Origin of the sequence: Chitinophaga silvisoli (genome assembly GCF_003412465.1) — a bacterium.
GTDB lineage: Bacteria > Bacteroidota > Bacteroidia > Chitinophagales > Chitinophagaceae > Chitinophaga > Chitinophaga silvisoli.
The window spans coordinates 1-21713 of sequence record NZ_QTJV01000019.1 but is presented as its reverse complement, the minus strand read 5'-3'; the positions used below and the strand labels follow the sequence as shown (position 1 = coordinate 21713).

Genomic DNA, 21713 nt, shown 5'->3' with positions numbered 1-21713 from the left:
TCTGGAATAATTTATAGATATTTTTCAAAATCAATGTTTGAATTCGGATTAATAAACAGAAGAGCGGATTACCTAGGTTGGATCCATACAATTACAACATTCGTTTGCTAATTAATTAGCAAAAACCTGGTAGATGCCCAGTTTCAAGTGTCATATCTGCATATTTTCTTCGCCAGCTAATATTAACAATATTAACTAAAGCAATTAACTGAGTTAGTTAAAATTATAGTATCTTGTTTTTACTACTACAAAAATTTTAAAACAGTAATCGAGATGAAGTTAATTGAAATATTTATTGTTCTATTAATAGTATTAGGATTTATTATTTTGGGATCGCTTCAAATTTTAATCCTAAATAAAAAGTCCATTTACAATAAATGGGGCAATAAAGGAAAATCGAATAAACTTACTGCGTTCGATTATGCGACAGCTTTTGGAGGTTTTTGGTTATTAAGGGATATTAATTATAAGACTTTGTTAGAAAATAATCCAGGGGATTTAGAATTGAGAAGAGGTGTGAAAAATGTTTCTATTGTTAAAATGGTTAGTATTACAACTACGATACTATTTGTAATTGATGCTATTATTTTGAAAATACTTGAGTAGAAAGGATATAGGTGACCGAGTAAGAAATAATAGTATTTAGATGGTATTAATAAGGAATCATTGCATTAAAATGATATCAGGAAAAAAGATCAATTTACTTGTTAAAAACCTTGATGAGATACTTAGTATTTATAAGATTATCTTCGTCACTATAAGTACATTCTCCCTTGTCAATTATTGGAATCATATTAGTTACCATTCCGAGATCTTCACACACAAGCTTTGCATAAAATTTCTTATACTTAAGATAACCGGTACCATCATATACCGCAGTAGCTATAGATTTTTCATCATTGAGTACGGTTAAATCATGTAGTCGTTTGTATAATTCTATTACCGACTGCTGATCTGACAACACTTGAATATAAAGGGTTATTTTTCGACGATTATAATGGTCCAGGTAATAATGCAGACCTTTACTATATAATTCTTTCAAATTATTCTTTAACAAAGTTGAATCGTAATTTATTATAGCTTGGCTTCCTAAATTATCTAATCGATTCAAACATTTTAGAGGTGCATCTATTTCACATAAGAAAAGGCCTTCAACAGTGTCCACTTTTATCTTTGAATTGGCTAACACATCACCATTTAACTGACCAAAAACAAGTTGTGATACGATATGGACTAAAAAAACAATGAAATGAACTTTGTAGTCACGACCGTTTTTTATTTTATTCAATTGACCTTAGAAGGGCTCATAACAACATCTTCTGGTTCCATGTTTGAAATGCATGTAAAAAGTAACTAAACCGAGGCGGTGAAACCTCGATTTAGTTACATAATCAGTTATTTAAAATAGTGCATCGAAAAATGTGCCTGTTTGAATTTTATAAAATCATAGTAAACGTGTAATATATTGAGCCTACGGTATTTTGGAAAAACATCTGGTGCAATTCGTTATACTTTATATATCAATATGTAATCTGCTACCAGCAAATTACAATACTACATAATTAGAAATTCCTATGTCGTTCTAATGGCTGAAATACTACGTTCTCTCCCTTCTGCTTCTACCCCCAGGCTATCTTTTACAACTTTCTAAATTAGATCATTAGCTCATTCAACCCCCAAATTGGATAGGATTTTGCACTTATCACATTTAAAATCAAATTTATCCAGTATTCGGTTTTCTAACTTCCAGCTTCCCCCACAAGAAGGGCAAGCATCAGGAACATCATTATCGTAATTAAACAAATAAAAATAGCAATCTTTATTTGTAAGCTGTTTGATTCGATTGCATATTTTTATTCCTTCTACTGTCAACTGACTTTCGATTGAGGAAAGCAGTTCTTTAAAATATGGTTCATTAATATCCCCTCTATCCCATATTGCGTAAACATTATCATAATTAGAGTGCCACATATTTATATCATAATAAGATGCATTATCACTATAAGTATATGGAAACTTATATAATGGAATGGGATCAAAATTATCTAATGACCTCAACGGCAAATAACTGTTCCCATACAAAATGTACGCAGATACCTCTAAATAACTGCCATTTAGCTCTTCCGGATGTTCTCCTATTCTCTCAATTGATAATTTCAGTGAGTAATCTTCTTCAATATTGCTAATCCATTGTTTTGCATAAAAATTTAATCCATTTGATATTACTTCTTCACCAGGACACGCTATAAAAATGTAAACTTTATCTCCCGTAAAACTGACAACGTTATCTTTATAGACAATTTGATTGCTTCGATTTAACGAATTCAGCAAAGCATGTACATCCATTAAAAAAAATGGCTTTAACTCGTCCGGTATCGAATCACCTGAAAATATGAGCTGATAAATTATCATAGTATCCTTCTTTTTTTATGTTTCATTTTTCGCGCTCTTATCCATCATTTCAGCTGCCCACTTTTCCCTCTCGTATTATATGTCAAAATAAACACATTCTGCTGGCCATTATTAATATTGTATAAACCCATTACTCCGAAATACATTCACGGTCACAGGATCAACTCTTATTATATGTATATTTCTCACTTTTTTAATAATAGTAACTGGTTGATTGTTAATCGTTCGAGTCACGTGTGAGTGCGGTAAAAAATCTTTCTCTTTGACATAATATACTACCGCTGGCATTGTAAGAAATACTCCTAGAGAATCAATCCCCAAAGTATCACAATATGCAAAGTTCATCTCCATGTTACAAAATCGTCCTAATTCTTCCGCTTTCAAATTAACTCCTGGTTTCAAAATGCCCTGCTTTAAAGTTATACTATCTTTTAGCTTTCCAGAAAACAATAAACTCCCAAACGAATTATTATCATTCATCTGAAAGTATTTACGTGATTCAAAATCCATCGTATCAATATTGAGTTTGGTCATATTATAAAACAGGATTAGACCAGTTTCTCATTTGACAACCTTATTGGCTGGAACCCAAAAAGAAACCCCACATGATGATAGCAGCAATATGAAGAACAAACAGATATATAAGATTTTATTACTCTCAAACTTTTCTATTTCAGCATGCTGTTTAAATTATATTCATTCTTATATGACTTATACAGTTCTTCCCATTTTATTACTAACATTAGAATCTGCCACCAGTCCTAACCCTCCTGGAACTTTCCGGTATTCAATTCTTTTAAACAGAATAAAGTTATCACCATTTGTTTCTTCCATTAAGAGTAATTGAGAACATCATTTTTCATACTTGGTTGGTTTAATCCTTTTCCTTTCCACCCATCAAGTTACTCTACAATCCCCCAGGATAACCATATAAAATCTAAAAAGGGGCACTCAAACTTTTGAGATATCCCTTAGATTTTTTTCAAACCACATTTACTTTTTCAAGATCTCTTCTATTCGCTTAATAATAGAACTGCTATTGGAAATTCTGTCAGAGTAGGAACCATGATCTTAAAGATATTTTCCTTTCACTTTATGACAAAACAATAAAAATGTTTCATCTACTTTAAAATCAGGATCACAATTTTCCTGGATCATAAATTCGAATTCCATAGTCATGCAGTATCCAATCTTCCCACCTCATTATCATTCTGCTTTATTTCCCACACTTACTATTTACAATCATAAATCCCCTCTAGTGAATTCTTTTTTATTTTACTAAAAGTACCTGCTCTAATAACTTCCAGCTATTTTATAAAAAGAGCCTTCGAATTCAAACATATCGTCGGGGTAAGCCTTAACTACCTCCGATTTCTAGCAACTGGCTGAAGGTGAATAGAACCTCTATAAAAAAATCCTCTCTCTATGAGGTTTGCCAAAATCTTTTACGAAAAGACACATAACCATAAAATAATGTCTGCATAGGAATAATCAATTCAATTTTCCAAGGTGTTTTCTCAGCAAGTCTGCCTAGCTGTGATAACTAATTTACATAAAAATCTAGCCTCTCGCATGCAGATATGTTATTCAACAACATCTTCTAATCTGGTTTTTCAACTTCCAATATTCTACAATCATAGATCCCTTCAAGAGAATTGTTCCATAATATTTCGGAACTACTTGGTACTACAACTCCAAGTATTTTATAACAAGAACCCTCGAACATAAACGTATCAGCAGTTCCAGCAGGCTTGCCATCCAAAAACTTTATTGTCGCAATGGTACCCATTCGAGAATAGTTATCTTTTTTTAATATTATCGCCTTACGCATACGGTTATATTATAGTCAAATTTATCAATTGCTATTTTCCAACTTTTTAGTCCAAGTTTCTCTTGCCCTTATAATCTCATCCATTTCTTTCTTAGACCATTTTTCATCTTTACCAATCTTCAATAAAATATTTTGTGCTTCCGCTTCCATAAGATATGGATTACTTGTAAAATAATCTTTCCCATATTTAAGAAGCTGTTCATGGTGCAATATTTCTTCTGCTATTTCTTGTCTTGTAGGATTAGCTACCAAAATCATAATACCTTGACCCTCTGCTTGAGCCAAATCGGGGTACTTTAAGTAGAGTCTGTCTTGCATAGCGCCCCAATTCATCAGATGAATTCCCTGGACTAACATCGTCAGGTCCTGGATTTAATGCTCCAGCAGTAAATGTTATTCCCTCGGCAACCAGCATTTGGTTTTGCGGCAGACTTCCCCACAATGCTATTCGCCAAAAACCACTTTCGGCCATCAAACCTACTGTGGGGCCTGCAATTAAGCATACCCCAAATAATATACTATAACTTTTCCTGCTTTGCCATCCTGCTATCCGGATGAAAATATTGAATTATTTTTTGCATACGGTATCTACGCCACTCATCTAGTTCCCATTGAAAAACTAACAGATCAGATTTATAATAAACTAATAATTTATAATAAGTATAACGGGATGGGATAGGTACTAATTCAAATTTGAGTTCACTTATTGGCACAGAAATATCAATTTCCAATTTATCCTTTCTTCTTACTACTACATGGCAAATATTACCTTCAACAATTTCTATCAAGCTAATCCAATGCAAACTATATTTTAAGCATTTAAAATAAGAATTTAGAAAAATGGTAACGGGAATAATGTAAAACCAATAAGCCACCCATCCATGTTCTTTATAAGTTACTGCACGAAACAGCAATGACATGGCGATAACTATTATAATAATAACTCTCAGCAATGTGAATAACCTATTAAAATAGGAAACATTTTTTTCAAATAAGACCATATAATTTAAATAATTTTTATGATTTGCATTAGCCTGTTGCTCTTCATTTTCCCTCTGCACTCTTTTCCCCTGGTTGATTATATCATTTACCGTAATTCCAGTATTAACAAAAGTCGCAATTTTGTCCAATTTATCAATTCCCTTGGAAGTTTCAGCAATAGCCTCAGGCAGGTCTGCTTTAAATATAAATATCCCTTCTGCCAAAGATGGGATACTTCTTGACAATCCCGTATTATCTTTTGCTATTTTTTGCACAGGTATACCTATCAAGCCTTCCAGAGCAGAAGTTGGCACATTATCTGATGCCGCAAAGTTATCTCTACTATCTAATATCATCTTTGTAACACCTCCTCCCAAAGCCACCGTAACTGAAGAAGTGCCAAGTACTGTCATATCCTTCTTTGCATTTGCACTTAAAAACTATATGCTGCTTTGTGTTCAATATTAAAAAAATCGCCTTCGAATGTTAATCCGAAGGCGATTTTATCTTCTTTGAAGAAAAAATGGAATGCCGACTATTTTCACTATAGAGGTCTATGAATAACTGCAGCCGCGCTATTATTAACCTTATTGCAAATAGCTTGTAGATCTTTTCTTAAGCTATCTATGTCATGATTTGAAAGAACAGAATCTCTCCAGTACTTCAAACAAAGACCGTAGGTATCGTCTTTTAAGGTTTACTGGTATTCTCATTTATCAACTTATATTTTAGACAATGGCATTACGAGTTCATCTATTTCAGAAGAAAGTTGTTGAGAAAATCAAGATTTTTTTTGAGTTTTCGTTCATCTATACCATCTACTGTTTTAATTTTTACCATACCATTTTCCATATATAATATGTCATCCTTTAATCTTTCCAATGCATCCACATCAACTACCCAATAAAATCTGTATGCATTTAAAGTAATTTATAGCTTACACACTCAAGTACATTCAAATATGATCGAAAGTATTCACGCAGATAGATATCTTTATTGGCTTTGACATCTCTGAGAAAAAAATCTTTTTTTAAGCTATTGTCAGGTGCCATATATTTGAAATACATCATTGATACTCTCACGGTAACAACCGCCCGAAAATACGAGATAGATCGTTGCTCCAGCCTCCCCCCACTATAAATATCTACGTTATTATTCTTTTTAATAAAAACAGGGATTGTGTCATTCTTCACTATAAAGTCCTTAAAATCATCGTTATATGTAAAAAAATATGGTAAGTATGAATTCTTCTTTAATGTTTCAACTAAACTAGTATCACTTGTACTGATAAACAACCCTTTAAAATGTGGTTGTGTATATATTACAAAGCCGGTGTCCGCGAAAATCAGATATTTATCACTTAGTAAGCTGCCAGAAATATTTTGACTGAATAGCTTACTGCAAAAAAGTAAAATTAAAAATAAAAAGTATTTAGTCATTTCAGATTATTATTTTATAATATTAGATGCTGCTTTAACAGGTATGTTTACAATTTTATTATAGCCTCCTTTATTTTTATTCTCATCAGTATCGATATTTCCTTCTAAAACAAACTTTTTGGCATTATTATGCTCTTTAGAATACTCAAGGGCGACCTTTGCAAATTGATTTATAACTGGTTAACTATATTTTACTGCCAAATCTGAAACCAATTTTCCGTTTTCATCTAATTTATAGTTACCTCCTAAAGGATCACCTTCAAATCCTGGCATGGTAACTGATTGACCTTGCAACCATTTAAAATCTTCTAGCAATGATGCTCTTTGTCCGTTATCATCAACCAGAGCAATATTATCATATCTGTCAACCATACCCAAATTATGACTCCCTTCATGGAAGTAAAAACGAATATCTTTAGCTACTGAGATACTCATATCAATCGTATTTCCCCCAATACTTCCAGAAGAATATGACTTTTTCTTATCTGGGTTAACCCTCACTAAAGACTCCGCAATTGGTGCCGCCGAATTTGAGATCCTATTTACATCTGCAGCAGTGGCTGTCTTAAAGGATAACTCAAACTTAACCTCATACGTTTTACCATGTTCATCTGTGTAAGTTCCGCCAAGCTTACCCTTAAAAAGTCTATCATAATTTTGTTGTAGTATTACAGACTCGATTGGATCAAGCCCCTGAATATAAAAAGTATTACTAAATGTAATCGTGTTACCAGTTATGGTGACACCGACATCTCTACCATCAATATCTTTAAAATAAAGTGGTGAATTCAATGAGAAATTATATGGGCTAAACCCTGGATACTTACTTTGAAGAGGATCCACACTTAGCCACTTTCCTAGTCTTGGGTCATAAATTCTATTTTCATAAGCTAGATTCATCCCTTCCCCCTTCACCTCATTATCATTCTCCTTCCCATTAAACCCATACCTATACCCTCCACTACTATAACTCCTATCCGGCTGAATCATTCCAAACGGATAATAATCATTCGCACTCATCACCAACGCCGTATTATCCGCCTTCAACTCATCAGTCACCGTAGCCAGCACATTCCCCAAATGATTAGATAACTCATACTGCTTCTTATTCGTACTACCCCACAACCCCGCTGCCACAACAGCACCAGCAGACACATTCAATTCCGGATACCATGAACCTAAAAGACTACTTCCATACAATTGTTGTTCCTTCCAATATACATTTCCATCTCCATCCTTATTCCCATAAATCGCCAAAACATTACCACTCGCATCCCTCACATACCACGTCTTATCCACTTGCGTACCATGCGTATACACCTTACACCCCCTATTACCATCCGCATCATACTTATACTCCAATGTACTTCCATCTGTTTTGGTAATCTTCTTAATCTTCCCATACACCGTCCAGGTAATATTAGACACCCCTCCCTGCACATCACTCACCATATTCCCAATCAAATCATATCCATAGTTATTACCAGCATCCAAAATGGCTTTTGTTGTACCTCCGCCAACTATTACCGTTCCTGAAATTATACTGGTAGAAGCAAGATAAGGGGCTTCAATAACTGCTGTAATATCAAACATAATCACTCCTTTAGGAGATTTATGCTAAGCGGAATCGAAAAAGTAGAAGTTGAAACGGGATTATTAGCAATTGCAAATAATCTTTGGAAGAAAATAGCCTAGGACTCTCAAAACAGAGTTGTAACAATCTATTTACGTCCCGAAAATATACATTTAGCCTATCAGATTGCGGACTATAAACATATAAAATCTAAAAAGGGGAAGCTCAAACTTTTGAGACACCCCCTTTAGTTTCTTACTAACAACATTTACTTTTTCAGAATTTTTTCTATTCGTTTAATAACTGAACCGCTATTGGATATTCTATCAGAGTAGGAACAATGATCAGAATAATATATTCCTTTAATTTCATGACAAAATAATAAAAATGCTACATCTACTCTAAAATCGGGATCACAATTATCCTGCATTATAAAGGTTAATCTATTCTTTATTTTAATTCTACCCTTATAAACCTTTAATACTTCTACAATAACTTCATTTCTGTAATCATCTGGGTTACCAACCGGAGTAACGCTAATTACCTTAGCTACAATAATATTAATGGCTCGCGGCACATAATAATCCACCTGATACATATTGCAATCGCATCCTGATACATGTTGCTGTGCAATAAAAAGAAGAGAAAAAATCAAAATACTTTTCGCAAATGTTCTCTTTTTAAGATTTTCTATTAATCCCATTTATTAACTTGTATTTTAGGTAATGGCCCTATGGTTCAGTAATTGCAGATCAGGTGATCGGCAGACGTGTTGTTATTGGATTTTACGACTTGACGGACCACTTTTCTTGATTTTCAAATCAATATACCAGGTTCTTTGCAATACCAACTGCGTTCGCTATATTTGGTACTGCATTACCAGATATAATCAATTTTAATACTTTTCTTTGAAGGCTGCATCATACTTTCTACAAGTCCTTTTTACCGTCTTTGTTTCCATTGCTTTAAAACATTAGGCAAATTGACTGTCCGGATCTATTGGTGTATCTCATTATAAATATGCTTCTAAATGGCAGGTCAAAGAGGGTATTTGCATATAAATCCTAACCCGTCTGCGACCGGAATTATCAGTTATGTAGATTATATTCTACCTGATAGTCTAACTCGGCGGTTAAGGGCGAAGAATTATAATAATAGATTATTGATAGCAGCCCAAGCAAAAATAAGCCTATTCCTACAATCAATAGGTATCTACTTACTAAATGATTTTTTTCTTCAAAAAAAGGCTGATACAAAAATAACTCAATCCCCAAAATGATAGTACATAACCAAACCAATTCAGGTAAATTGGCCTCACATCCAAAAAGGAGTAAGAGACAAGAAATGCTACACTTAATGGTACAACTATTAAGCTGCCTTTCATAATAATCGTCTGTATTACCATAGACGATTCTTAGATGTTCCTATTGCTAATTTTAATTCAACTCAATCTAATCATATTATAAAATCGAACTTCGTGAGCAAGCATAATAAGTAGCCACTTTTCGAATTATATTTTAAATTCTAATTTATTTACCGTATCAATTTTAGGTTTTGTCTTTTGATCCTTATCTTTTTCTAAATAAATATATTCAAATAACGAGTCCTTCCTTATCCGAAATAAAACAATAGAATCTTTATTTGCATAGCATATTTTATAATGAAATTCCTTATCAAGTATAAGGGTAGAATCACCAATAATAGTCCAAACTTTCCTATCATTATTTTCGTAATCTTCCAAATACCTCTCTCCAGTTCTTGGCCAACACCCAAATTCTATATATAAGTTCCGTTCGATTTAAAACAAAATCCTCCACAATAATCCTTAAGCGGCCTTTCATCATGTATACGCCAATACTTACAAGTATCAGAGGATAAATAAACTTCAATCTCACGCTTCCTTTCAAAATTGCAGTTTATTAATATCGAAACAGCAAACAAAAATATTACTTTATTCATCTATTCAAATTTAATGAGGATCGGCTACAGGTGTAGCCTCAATTGAAAGATTTTGTTTTGTTTTAGAATCCTGACCATATAATACTCCCCGAAAATCGGACAGTAAGTTTAAGTGGAAAAACATCTTAAATTTACTGTCCGATTTTCGGGGAGTATTATAGACCTTTACTATACAATTATTTTAAATTATGCTTTAACAAAGTTGAAAATATGGGCTCCGAAAAAGTCTTTCCTATAAAGGACCTTCACAATAAAAAAGCCCTACATAAGAAAAGTCAATTACCGCATACTGAATGAATGAATTTCGGAAATCTTCAGACAACGATTTGAAGTCATACCTTGCCAAGTTAATACTTAGATGCCTTCAGAAGGAAATCCGAAGGCATCTTGAGAAGTCAATAAAACAATAGCTAATCCTTTACCAATTCAGCTATAAAAAATTCATAGTTAAATAATTGTTTATTAAAATTATATAATACTAAACAGTAATGAACTACTATTATTCCTAAAGGGATAACAATACCTACCCAATCCTTATCCTTAAATCCCATAAAATATGAAATGATGATAAAAATAGAATAAAACATTGCCAGTCGAGCGAAAGTACCATTGCTAAGTTTATGTGTACAATTTAATAATGTTAAATTGTTCTCATTAGCAAAACGGACATCCACTGGAGGACGCAGAGGATTCTTTGCATAACTTAAACCATAGTTACCTATTACTAAAATAAATCCATCATGTGTTGGCTGACTTGTAAAACTTACATTATTAAATAACCCCTTCATAGATATCTTCCAAGACTTACTGACGGTTAAATCAGATACTTTTTTAAGAATTTCCTCCTTGTTAAGTTTTGTAGAAACTTGCCACGACTTAATTGGAAATAATTTAATATCCATTTTTTTGATTATTAAGTTGAAAAATTAGACAACAAATCATTCGATTGCCCAGTGAAACCATGCAAATAATAACTTTCCTTTACTTTGATGCCGGACCTTCATCCACGTCCAGTCTTTCCTTCTCAGGCCACTAGCGTAGTTTCGGATGGATACAGATTCCCTGTTAGGCCCGGCATAAATGCTTTTTCATCCACGTTTACCCGGTTCTCTCACAGGAACTCTCATTTGAAAGGGCTCTAGCCAGATATGAAGGTTATCTGGCACATAAGCTACAAACGGAGGTCTCATTTTTATAAGGCTGCACAAAAAGTTCGAGTCCCGTCCATGGAAAGCATCGAAACAAACCCACCTAACTTTTACCTTCAGTTTCCATCCTACAGGATGAATAATTTCCTTTGCCAGATCAATTTTACTTTCCTCGCTTCCCATTGATAATTTTGCCTGAACAAGACTTACTAAACTTCCTCCGCACAATGCACCAAACACACCCACCTGACAGTTTTCTGTTTTTTCCAAGTTGTCCACAGTATTGCATTTTCACGCCTACTGATTGCTTCCCATTTTTCGAATTACCACTTTCATCAATGATCAGACAAGTATCGTCATCCAAACCATTTTTTTGCAGTAGGTGTCTATTACGGTGATACTGGGCACCAAAACTCAAGCGTTATTTTGTGCATTAACTTTGAATAACACCATTTACCGACAGTTATAAAATGGTGTAAACATTGTTGAGACGACTGCTGAAGCTCTTCTCCATCGCCTGGCAATTACGTCGCTGGCTAACCATTAATCCCTTTAAATATAAAAAGGCATTTGTGATCCCGCTTTTTGTCTGGCTTTTAAAATTTAATGTGAAGCTGAAAAGGAATTGCAACAACCTGGTCTCTATGAGCCGGAAATTATCTAATTTCGACTCATATTTATCATTTTTAAATAGTAAGCCCGTTCAGTTTCTACTGATTGGGCGTTCTTTTTGGGTTGATGCAAAGCTAGGTAAATCCCTCTTCCCTGCAAAGTTTCGACTATGTTATATTAAGAACTTTAAATTTGATCAAACAGAGTTAATATTATAACCAATAATTTTTTCATAAAGATTAAATTAGCACCTATTCCGATTGTGACCATACATGAAGAAGTAAAGGAATTAATAAAAGAGCCGGCAAATGGCCGGCTCTTTTATTGATAATGTGGATAATGACATGAAATCATTTAATCTTCTCAATCGACGCTAACCCTTAAATTCACCGTTGTATCCTTTCTTACATTCTCACCTTTATAATGAAAGTGAATGTCCCATAAATAGTCGCCATTTCTTTGCATGGTTTCCTGAATGACAATTCTCCTTCCAAATGTTAGTATCTCAGCATTATTTTCATTGTATTCTTTTGAATAAATTACTTCATTATTATTTTTATCTCTTCCCTCAATTTGCACATCAATATTAATTGAAGGAGGTACTCCAAAGAAAATCCCAATAACATATTCCTGACCACTCTTAATTTTATCAGAATTAAATACACAATAAATTGGAAATCCGTTCCATTTTATAATTTTATTTTGTTCATTATATTTAATTAATGAAACCGTACCTAAATGAAGTGCATTAAATTTGAGCTCTTTTAATTTTCCGTCAGGTTCAAAAATTTTTTGTTCACAAAACTGCTTGCCGCTTATATAGTATTGCTGTTCTTTAATTTTCCCTCCCTGGTAGTAATTTGTCCAGGAGCTATCCATGATTCCATTTTTAAACTGGCCAACAGATTCTACTGTTCCGTCAGAAAAGAATTTTTTATAGCTCCCATTTTTCACGGAATCACTTCTCAATTGAAACGATTCCGAAATCTTCCCATTTTCATTGAATATTATTTCAACAAGGCCTCCCTTACCGTCATTAAGAAATGATTTATATTTACTTTCGGAACTTAAATTATTACATCCATAAACAAAAGACACCAAACCCAATATTCCCGATAACGTAGATGTTTTGCTTAATTTCTTCTTAATTATTATTCTCATTTGCCTTTTTTTGATCGTTTAATATACTTTTAAAGGTTCCAGGACTGTTATAAAAATCAACATGTCCGCTATCTTGATATTGAGTGCAAGTAGGACAAGTCACACTGTCTATCTTTTTCTCTGGGAAATATTTATTATAAACTTTTCCCAAATAATCTAATGCACCCTTTTGATACAGCGTATTTTTGAAAATTAGACTAATGTTCTCAAAATCCTTAATGTTTTTGGGAATCTTCATTGGGTCGCCTCCAGCAGTTATAGACATACTAACTGCATCCAATAGCCAGTCAATATTTTCTGGTCTACCTGGATCAGTTGTGGGTGCATTATATGAATTATCTGAACCTGGTTGTCTATTTGAAGATACCCACTTAATTCCTCCTTTTTCACCTTCTTTAGTTGGAGTAAAGAAATTTTGGACCTTTTCAGCAAATGTAGGTACTGGGACAAAGTCAACTCTGGAACCAACTAAAATGTTTGAACCATCACTTTGTGCCTGAAATACATTATAATTAAATTCCAGCCCTTTACCTTTAGGGCCATATCCATCATACCATTTCAATCCTTCATATGTTTCATGAAAGCCTCTTAGATTACCGTATGGATTTTCAACTTCAACATATGTTATTTCTTTTAAAGCTCCCTTAGTGTCAAGTTGTACATTAACATTAAAATACTTCTCTTCCCCACCATCAAGATCAGTAGCCCATATCGGCTTATTTCCAGCAAATTGATATGGTGTGTAATATGGGAAACTTTGGGCCAATGGGTCTACAGATAAAAACTTCCCAACCCTCGGATCATACACCCTCATCCCATAATCCTGCTGATTCCCATCTCCCTTCACCTCATTATCATTCTCCTTCCCATTAAACCCATACCTATACCCTCCACTACTATACCTCCTATCCGGCTGAATCATCCCAAACGGATAATAATCATTCGCACTCATCACCAATGCCGTATTATCAGCCTTCAACTCATCAGTCACCGTAGCCAGCACATTCCCCAAATGATTCGTCAACTCATACTGTTTCTTATTCGTACTACCCCATAACTCCGCTGCCCCAACAGCACCAGCAGACACATTCAATTCAGGATACCATGAACCTAAACGACTTGTACCGTACAATTGTTGTTCCTTCCAATAAACATTTCCATCACCATCCTTATTCCCATAAACCGCCAACACATTTCCACTCGCATCCCTCACATACCACGTCTTATCCACCTGCGTACCATGCGTATACACCTTACACACCCTATTCCCATCCGCATCATACTTATACTCAAATGTACTTCCATCTGTTTTGGTGATCTTCTTAATCTTCCCATACACCGTCCAGGTAATATTAGACACCCCTCCCTGCACATCACTCACCATATTCCCAATCAAATCATATCCATAGTTATTACTACCCTGAGACTTCAAATCCGCCGTACCATAATCATTTGCCGTAACAGCATCAGTCACCTGCGTCAACTTATTATTCGTCAGATAACCAGACGCATCCCTATTATACCCATAAGTCAGCTGATCCATCGCTACCCCCTTCCCATTCGCACCACTACCATTCCTATTATAAGTCAGGATATTACCATTCCCATCATACGTCACATCTTCCCGATACGCCGCTCCTGCCGTAGCAGCATCCCATGAAGTAGCTCCCAGTGTCACCGGATGCTGACGCATTGCCTTCATTCGATTCAACTGATCATATTTGTAACTATACCCCACCGTATTTCCAAACTGTGCAGAAGCCACTGTCATACGGCTAATATTACCATTATACAGGTTATGCCCGGTCGAAGTTGACCCTGGAGTTCCCCAGGTCAAAGGCAGGAAACTCTGATTACCAACAGCCCAATAATCAGTATTGTAATAGTCTAAAGTATATCCAAATACATCAGGCGCTACCACACTATGATCCCCACTTGCCAATCCATCCTGCCCCATATCCGCTGCTGTGTTCAGGTACTGGCTGTTGACTCCTTTTACCCAACCCTGTAAGGTATATGCATAATCCGTACCCTGCACTAACTGCTTATTTCCCAATTCACTCCGTGACAAAGGCCCATGCAGGTAATAATTATAATGCACATCCGTCTTCGGATTCTCAATCTCCCATCCATCATTACTCCAGCCCCTGATACCCGTCAGCGCTTTCACTACCCTGTTATCTGCATCATACTCATAACCATAATAGAACTGATCCGTCGTAGTATTATCATTATTCAGATGCTGATAACGCAGCTTATTCACCTTACCTGATGCCAGGTCATAATTGTATTCTATCTGTTTCGTGCCAAGTCCATCAATCTGTTGCCACAGGGTCTTCACCATACCTATCTGATCATAACTATAATAAGTCATCTGCGGAGTGGAAGATCCATCCTGGTAAGATCTTGCTGATACCCGTTTACGCAGGTTTTCCTGTGTATAACCAAATCCATCATATTGCTTATCATACCAGGTATGCATGATCTGGCTGTTCGTACCAGAAGCCGCAAACGCCGTCATAGTAGCTGCAGGCACAAACCCAACACTTGCATCCATCGTATTCCCACTGCTCTTCTCGCCCACTTCAACTATTCGGTTCTGCTCATCGTAGGAACTATAAGAATACCTGCTACCCGCCTTTTGCTCAGCATTTTGTGCAACGGAGACACGTCCCAGGTAATCATACCAGTTCTGCATTATACCACCATCAGGTGATACCTGTAGTGTAGGCCCATTCAATGACTGATATGCATAACTGGTCGTCAGCGTGTGCACCGGGTAAATCGGACTTATAGTCGTCTCCGCTAACCCGGAACCTGCACTACCCGTACCACTTGTCGGCATATTATACCTAAACCAATAATCCATCTTCGTTTTATCAGTCGCCGCCATACAAGCATCCACTGCATTTGCTGCAATTTCCGCTTCCGTCAGCAATCTGCTGTACAAACGCATATGTTTTATATTGGCTAAATTCTGTGGTAATACCGGCGCACTCGCACCACCTGCCAAATCCCAACCACAACCACCAGGCGTTGCATTTGTGACTACCGGGCATTTCACACCATTCACATAAATAGCCAGGTTATTGTTTGCCAATCCAGTCCCCTGCACTACCACATGCGTCCATTGCCCTAATGGCAGAATGGCTTGCATATCAGCATCTGTGATATAAGATTGCGTCAGATCTACCGCACCACTAGTCACCGTCAAACTATACATCTCAAGATGTGCATAACGTCCATCCAAACATAAATTTACCAGGTATTTATTACTTCCTGAAGTTGTTAAGAACTGCGCAGATCCCGTGTTCGCACTATACGTCCAGAATTCCATGGCACTATTCGTACCCAGGGCAATCAGGTTCGTCAACGCAGTCATTCCTGCATCTACAGTTGAATTACTGGTCGGGCCGTTATATGTACATACCTGGTCTCCATTTATTCTCGCCCTGTCAATCTGGCTAAATAAACTTTCACTTACCAGGTGTACCCCCTCTGGCGGTACCGTACGCACAAGATTACCCGCCTGATCATAATAATACAATGTATGATGATAGATCTGCTGGCTGCTCTTCATCTTCACCGTTGGTTTAGCACTACCGCAATACGCAATGTATTCTTTACGGAAAACACGTTTTACCTCATCTATAAATTCCTTGTACAACACATAACCTGTAGCTGCAGCTGTATTGACCTGCTGCACCATACATGCATAGGGGTCTTCTGTTACGGTAGGATAAGCTACCTTATTCACCAATACTGCATTGATATCAGCAGCGACACGGGCCTTATAGTCTACATAGTCATCATAAGTCAGGGTAAAGCCCCAGCGCTGATTCATATAATTAGTAAACACCTCCGGGTAGTTAGCATCTGTTTCGTCTACCGTACCACCCATATCCGCTTTAAAATCATTGACAGCAGGCGTATAATCCCAGTAATTCGCCTCCGCTTTTGCATACCCGTCAAAGAATACCGGCAACTTAATGTTCTTACTCAATAAGAACCGGCAATTACCACATCCATTCATTAAGGTGACCAGGTCAGCTTTTGACAAGTTCATGGCATCCCCGAAATGATTCTTCAGCCAGGCATAGAAGGCATCATCATCGCCTGCTGCCGTATAAGAGGCCGTTTTTAAAGAAGATATCCTGTTACAGATAGCAAAATTGGTTTTACTAACAACCTTCTCTGAAGCCTGCATCTCCACATTATAAGGATATGGCGCATCAATCAGCCATGGGTTACAGATCATGCTGAAAGTACTCAGGCCCAGGATACCCTTAATCGCATCCTTAAAGGAAGCATACCCGCCTACAAGTACATTATTAGGTGTTGTACTTGTCCCATACGGATGAGAAGTATCCGCACCTGCTGCACAGATCTCAATCAGCGCCGCTTTTAAGGTAGCCTTCTTCGCGAGATAGTTAGCATTACTATTCAGACACGCATCCAGTTTAGTCATCCAGTCATCAGCCATCGTCTCACAATTGGAATGTACCATCAGCGCCAACTGTGCATTGAGGCTATCCGTCAATGCGGTAGCATCTGTAGGAATATTCATTTCACTGCTAAAAGAGACATTTGTAATACGGGATATTTTGTACTTATACGCCTCGTCACAGGTACTGGTAGCTGATACAGCAGCTGTTGCAATAGTAGATGAAGAGGTGGTGATGGTCGCGTCAGAAGTTGTCGCCACCCGTGCATTGTCCCCAAATCCTATTACCGTACCTGAACACTGATTCTGCACATAACTATAATCCGTCAAACTTACATTACCTGGATTTTCTGGTGCCCAGGTACCGGAAGTACTATTAGCATCAATTCTTATCGCACCATACTTTGTAACGCCACTAACATTTGCTTTTACCACCACATAGGTATATTTCCCTGCAGGAATCGCGTCGGGACCAACATAAGTAATACCTATAGTCTTAGGATCATCCTGACCATTATTAATAATGGTAAACCAGCTCTCCTTCCAGGCACCACAATCCCACTTAGCATCACTATTATTCCCCGCATTACTATTACTATTATTACAAATCACATTTGACACACGGATCACATTTGCCGGAGCATGCGTTGCCATACAAAATGTACGTTCTGTCTGCCCAACTTCAAATGTTATTGATGTTACTCGCTCCGTTCCTGCACTCACATACTCTGCAGGATAATAAAACTGTATAGTGGTCGCAGACGCTAAACCAGCTCCGTTATACCTTACCTTATAACCATATTTCCCAGAACAGCTCAGTTCTGCATCCTCAATGATATCAAAATCACTCGTCTTCGCACAGGTACTAAACACAAAACCAATAGAATCACCTATAGGACAGGCACTGTTACAGAACTTAGCAGTACGTATCTCCTGGTAATACCGTTGTTTCAGCTCCAGGTAAAGGTCCCGATAGGTACGGAATTCAACATCCGGCAGCCGACAGCTCTCCACCGGCGTACAATGTGTCCAGTTATCACTCGTTAATGACCCCTGGTTGACACTATTCGTATTTCCATTACCATCAGCACAATACACCACATAATCTACATAATCCACCAGGCTTTTATTAAACAGCGGATTGTCAGAACTGGTACCGGAAATTTTCGCCACCGTCGTATAATGCTGCAGATCATCAATCACCCTGGCCTTATAATCCGGTGCCCACACGGAAAAGAATGGATCATTATCCACCAGCCAGTTCACATTCGTTCTGCTATATACCACACCCGGCAGAATCAGGTTGAGATTCGTCACCCCCTGTGCAACATTCTTTAACCGCTCATCCCAGTCCTTTGGACCTGAATAAGCCTCACAGAATTGCAATGCACAATACTCAGGATGATACTGCAGGAAAGCCGTATCCCACTCAGGTTTCCAATATTTCACCAGCATTTCCAGGGTGAAAGTCGCATCATTAGCAGACATCGTTACACCATCGCCCAACTCTACCAGGTTCTTCTGATATGTTGAATCCGATGTGTTACTAATAATTGGGAAAACTATACGCCAGTTATTATACAATACATTGATACTCTTTTCCAGCGGAGCATATGTTGCATCAAATAATGCATACTGTCCCTGCGGACTCACATCCTGCAGCATCACATGCTTCAGTTCATCACAGGATGAACCGCCACAACTGATCTGTAAACCCTTACACTTTGCCAACAATGCATCATATTGCAAGCCTGCCCAATCTGTAATAGAATCAACCTTTGGCAACAACATAGCATCCTTTGTCAACTCAGTGACTACCCGGTTAACGAAGTCTGTCTTAGCGCCCAATGCTGTCAGACAAGTAGAACAATCATTAAAACAGGAGCTTAAATCCTGGTCATTCAATGCATTGTATACAAAGCTCCATTGACTACGCAGGTCACTATTCTTACTTACATAATCATTGGTATAATTATCAATGGCAGTCTGTGATAAACTTAGCGTAAAAGTGATATTATAAGGCCCAACCTTGTCAAAATGTTTAGTAGGAATAGCACCAGTGCTCATCGTATTTTTACTACAATCACTTGTCAGACTGCCCACAGGAATTGGACTATCATTATGATATACCACCGTGTTACAGTCATCCGTTATCTGTATATCCAGTTCATAATAACAGTTACTACAAATTTTCACGCTGGTACTCTGATAGGTCTTTATCAGCTGCGCGATATTATAAGAGATATCCACATCACCAGGCACAGGATTCAGGTAAGTTTTCACGGCTGTCATAGATAACCTGGAAGCATCAAACTTAAACTGGCTGGAGTCCAAAATGATCGCCGTCACCTGCCGGGCTTCGGGTTTGCTTGTCAGCTCATCCATTCCTTCCGGCGCTCCACCTGCCAGTGCACTGGCAATCACCTTCCCGGATGCATTGGAATAAGAAAGCGCAACCTGCCCATTGCCATCTACTGTCATCGTCTTCAGGTAATGGCTCGCAAAACCAACATCACTCCCAAACAACCTGTCCAGCTCCCATTGATCAGGTGTGCCATAATAAGTTCTCACTGCCTTGCTGGTCGCCTGATCTGGTCCCGGCTGGAATAACGCACCTACACCACCCTGTACGCTCACCCTTCCTGTATTATCCGGAGTATACCTGGTCACAGAGAAAGGATACCCTGCCGCTCCAGGTGTATACTGGTTTACGGACTTATTATCAAGATTATAAAAGACATTATTGGAAGAATAATACTGCCCGGGCCCACCTACCATCACCGTATTTTCAGAATTATCCACATCTTCATAACCAGTTGAATCCATAGGCGCTGGCGTGCCTATGCAATCTGTATTATTATAAACATATGTATAATCATAAGTATTACCTCCGGGGGCAGGGTGCATTCCTTTATAATACTTAAGAGCGTTATTATTCACCGGTGCCGGCATTGTATTGAGAATAGGACGACCAAACTCATCGTACAGTGTCTCCTGTACAATTGCTTTTTTATCCGTATTACTCAGGGTGACTGCCTGGCGCTCACGTAAAGAACCATCCAAAAAATGAATGACTTCTTTTCGCTTACCATCCTCTGCATATGAAGCACTATAAGTCCAGTTAAAGTTGGACTGGTTACCCGCTGCCGGCGCAAATATGGCCCCTACCATTGGATTCCCATCCTGGTCTACCAGGTCATAGTTCCAGTCTCCTTCTATTCGAAATCCTTCCGCGTCATAATAAACGGGCCTCACACGTATTAATAGGTAGGAATTATAATTTGTCTGGGTGATATCATAATATTCCTGCTGTACCGTTACACGGGTGGCATTGTTTTTAAACATCTTCTGTACCATCGGTACAGTATAAGCCATATAATTTTCATTCAACTCCCTGCCATAATCAGTACCATTATATATAAAAGTCCATTCAAGGTCATATTCCTGTGCACCATCTACCTTATTCCATATCAACGATGCCTGGTAGGCAGTTGACGTATTGGGCCCCATTTTAACATGCGTCACAATCGGTGTAGATGCAATAGTATAAGAACGCTCTATAATCACCTGACCTGTCAGATGAAAAGCAGCCGGCATCGGAGTTCCCAGTTGTTCACTCGTAAAATCCTCAATGGTAATCCTTACCTTATATGCATTGTCAAAATGATAATCAGCAGATGATTGATAGCTTGCTCCTGTAGCAGGATCATAGGTTACCTTCAGCTTTATATTATCTGAAACGCCCGGATCTGCCTGGTTAGGCTGCGACCAGTATTCAACTTTGAACTTTATTTCTGCCGTAAAGGCTTTGGTGATCTTATTAACTTCATCTTTATTCAGACTTAAGGTAATTATATCCGTTACCTTCCGGTTATTAATCTTACTCCAGTCTGTATTGGAATCTTCAAATTTTTCATCCTTTATAATCAGGATATCACCTTGCTTTATCTGTCCTTTGAGTTCATTCTGATAGGTCTCAATTCCCGGACCGGCAGCGGCACAGGTCATGATCCCTGTAAGCAGGGAAATTATTAGAAAGGTGATCCCGATTTGGTGCTCCATAAACCTCCTTCAGATCAGCACAAAACTCTTTTCTGTCTTTCCACACTACATATTTACAGCTATTGCGTATCTGATGAACAACACAAAGCTG

At 37.3% G+C, this 21713-nt stretch carries 15 protein-coding genes; 1 reads left to right on the top strand and 14 read right to left on the bottom strand.

Features of this window, described 5'->3' with window-relative positions:
- The first annotated feature begins 273 nt into the window (after positions 1-273).
- Positions 274-606 carry a hypothetical protein gene (locus tag DXN04_RS32035; protein ID WP_116857512.1) on the top strand — a complete coding sequence of 111 codons (333 nt, stop codon included), beginning with the start codon at positions 274-276 and terminating at the stop codon, positions 604-606.
- A gap of 94 nt (positions 607-700) precedes the next feature.
- On the opposite strand, the gene DXN04_RS32030 is transcribed toward DXN04_RS32035, so the two are convergent.
- From DXN04_RS32030 to DXN04_RS31950, 14 genes are all read right to left on the bottom strand, one after another.
- A complete protein-coding gene (locus tag DXN04_RS32030; protein WP_116857511.1) occupies positions 701-1288 on the bottom strand; it encodes a hypothetical protein in 588 nt (195 codons plus the stop codon).
- A 377-nt stretch (positions 1289-1665) separates the two neighbouring features.
- Positions 1666-2412, bottom strand: coding sequence for a DUF2310 family Zn-ribbon-containing protein (locus DXN04_RS32025; protein WP_116857510.1), 747 nt, complete (start codon positions 2410-2412; stop codon positions 1666-1668).
- Between the two features lie 111 nt (positions 2413-2523).
- Complete coding sequence (locus DXN04_RS32020; protein WP_116857509.1) at positions 2524-2946, bottom strand: hypothetical protein; 423 nt, start codon at positions 2944-2946, stop codon at positions 2524-2526.
- Positions 2947-3123: 177 nt separating this feature from the next.
- On the bottom strand, positions 3124-3246 hold the full coding sequence (locus tag DXN04_RS35680; RefSeq protein WP_262512549.1) for a hypothetical protein: 123 nt from the start codon (positions 3244-3246) through the stop codon (positions 3124-3126).
- 766 nt (positions 3247-4012) lie between these two features.
- The gene (locus DXN04_RS32015) at positions 4013-4243 is read right to left on the bottom strand and encodes a hypothetical protein (protein ID WP_116857508.1); all 231 of its coding nucleotides are present in this window, start codon (positions 4241-4243) and stop codon (positions 4013-4015) included.
- 24 nt (positions 4244-4267) lie between these two features.
- The gene (locus DXN04_RS32010) at positions 4268-4561 is read right to left on the bottom strand and encodes a hypothetical protein (protein WP_147320129.1); all 294 of its coding nucleotides are present in this window, start codon (positions 4559-4561) and stop codon (positions 4268-4270) included.
- A 200-nt stretch (positions 4562-4761) separates the two neighbouring features.
- On the bottom strand, positions 4762-5637 hold the full coding sequence (locus tag DXN04_RS32005) for a hypothetical protein (protein WP_116857506.1): 876 nt from the start codon (positions 5635-5637) through the stop codon (positions 4762-4764).
- 1206 nt (positions 5638-6843) lie between these two features.
- Positions 6844-8247 (bottom strand): RHS repeat domain-containing protein, encoded by a 1404-nt coding sequence (locus tag DXN04_RS31995; RefSeq protein ID WP_233525740.1) that lies wholly within the window; start codon positions 8245-8247, stop codon positions 6844-6846.
- Between the two features lie 257 nt (positions 8248-8504).
- A complete protein-coding gene (locus DXN04_RS31990) occupies positions 8505-8939 on the bottom strand; it encodes a hypothetical protein (protein ID WP_116857503.1) in 435 nt (144 codons plus the stop codon).
- Between the two features lie 1666 nt (positions 8940-10605).
- Complete coding sequence (locus tag DXN04_RS31975; protein ID WP_116857500.1) at positions 10606-11097, bottom strand: hypothetical protein; 492 nt, start codon at positions 11095-11097, stop codon at positions 10606-10608.
- Positions 11098-11283: 186 nt separating this feature from the next.
- Positions 11284-11622 carry a hypothetical protein gene (locus tag DXN04_RS35965; protein ID WP_394337854.1) on the bottom strand — a complete coding sequence of 113 codons (339 nt, stop codon included), beginning with the start codon at positions 11620-11622 and terminating at the stop codon, positions 11284-11286.
- Positions 11507-11761, bottom strand: coding sequence for a transposase (locus tag DXN04_RS35960; protein WP_116857498.1), 255 nt, complete (start codon positions 11759-11761; stop codon positions 11507-11509). The genes DXN04_RS35965 and DXN04_RS35960 overlap by 116 nt, the downstream gene beginning before the upstream one ends.
- Positions 11762-12318: 557 nt before the next feature.
- The gene (locus tag DXN04_RS31955; RefSeq protein ID WP_116857496.1) at positions 12319-13116 is read right to left on the bottom strand and encodes a toxin-antitoxin system YwqK family antitoxin; all 798 of its coding nucleotides are present in this window, start codon (positions 13114-13116) and stop codon (positions 12319-12321) included.
- A complete protein-coding gene (locus DXN04_RS31950) occupies positions 13100-20731 on the bottom strand; it encodes an RHS repeat-associated core domain-containing protein (RefSeq protein ID WP_449384900.1) in 7632 nt (2543 codons plus the stop codon). The genes DXN04_RS31955 and DXN04_RS31950 overlap by 17 nt, the downstream gene beginning before the upstream one ends.
- Positions 20732-21713: the final 982 nt, after the last annotated feature.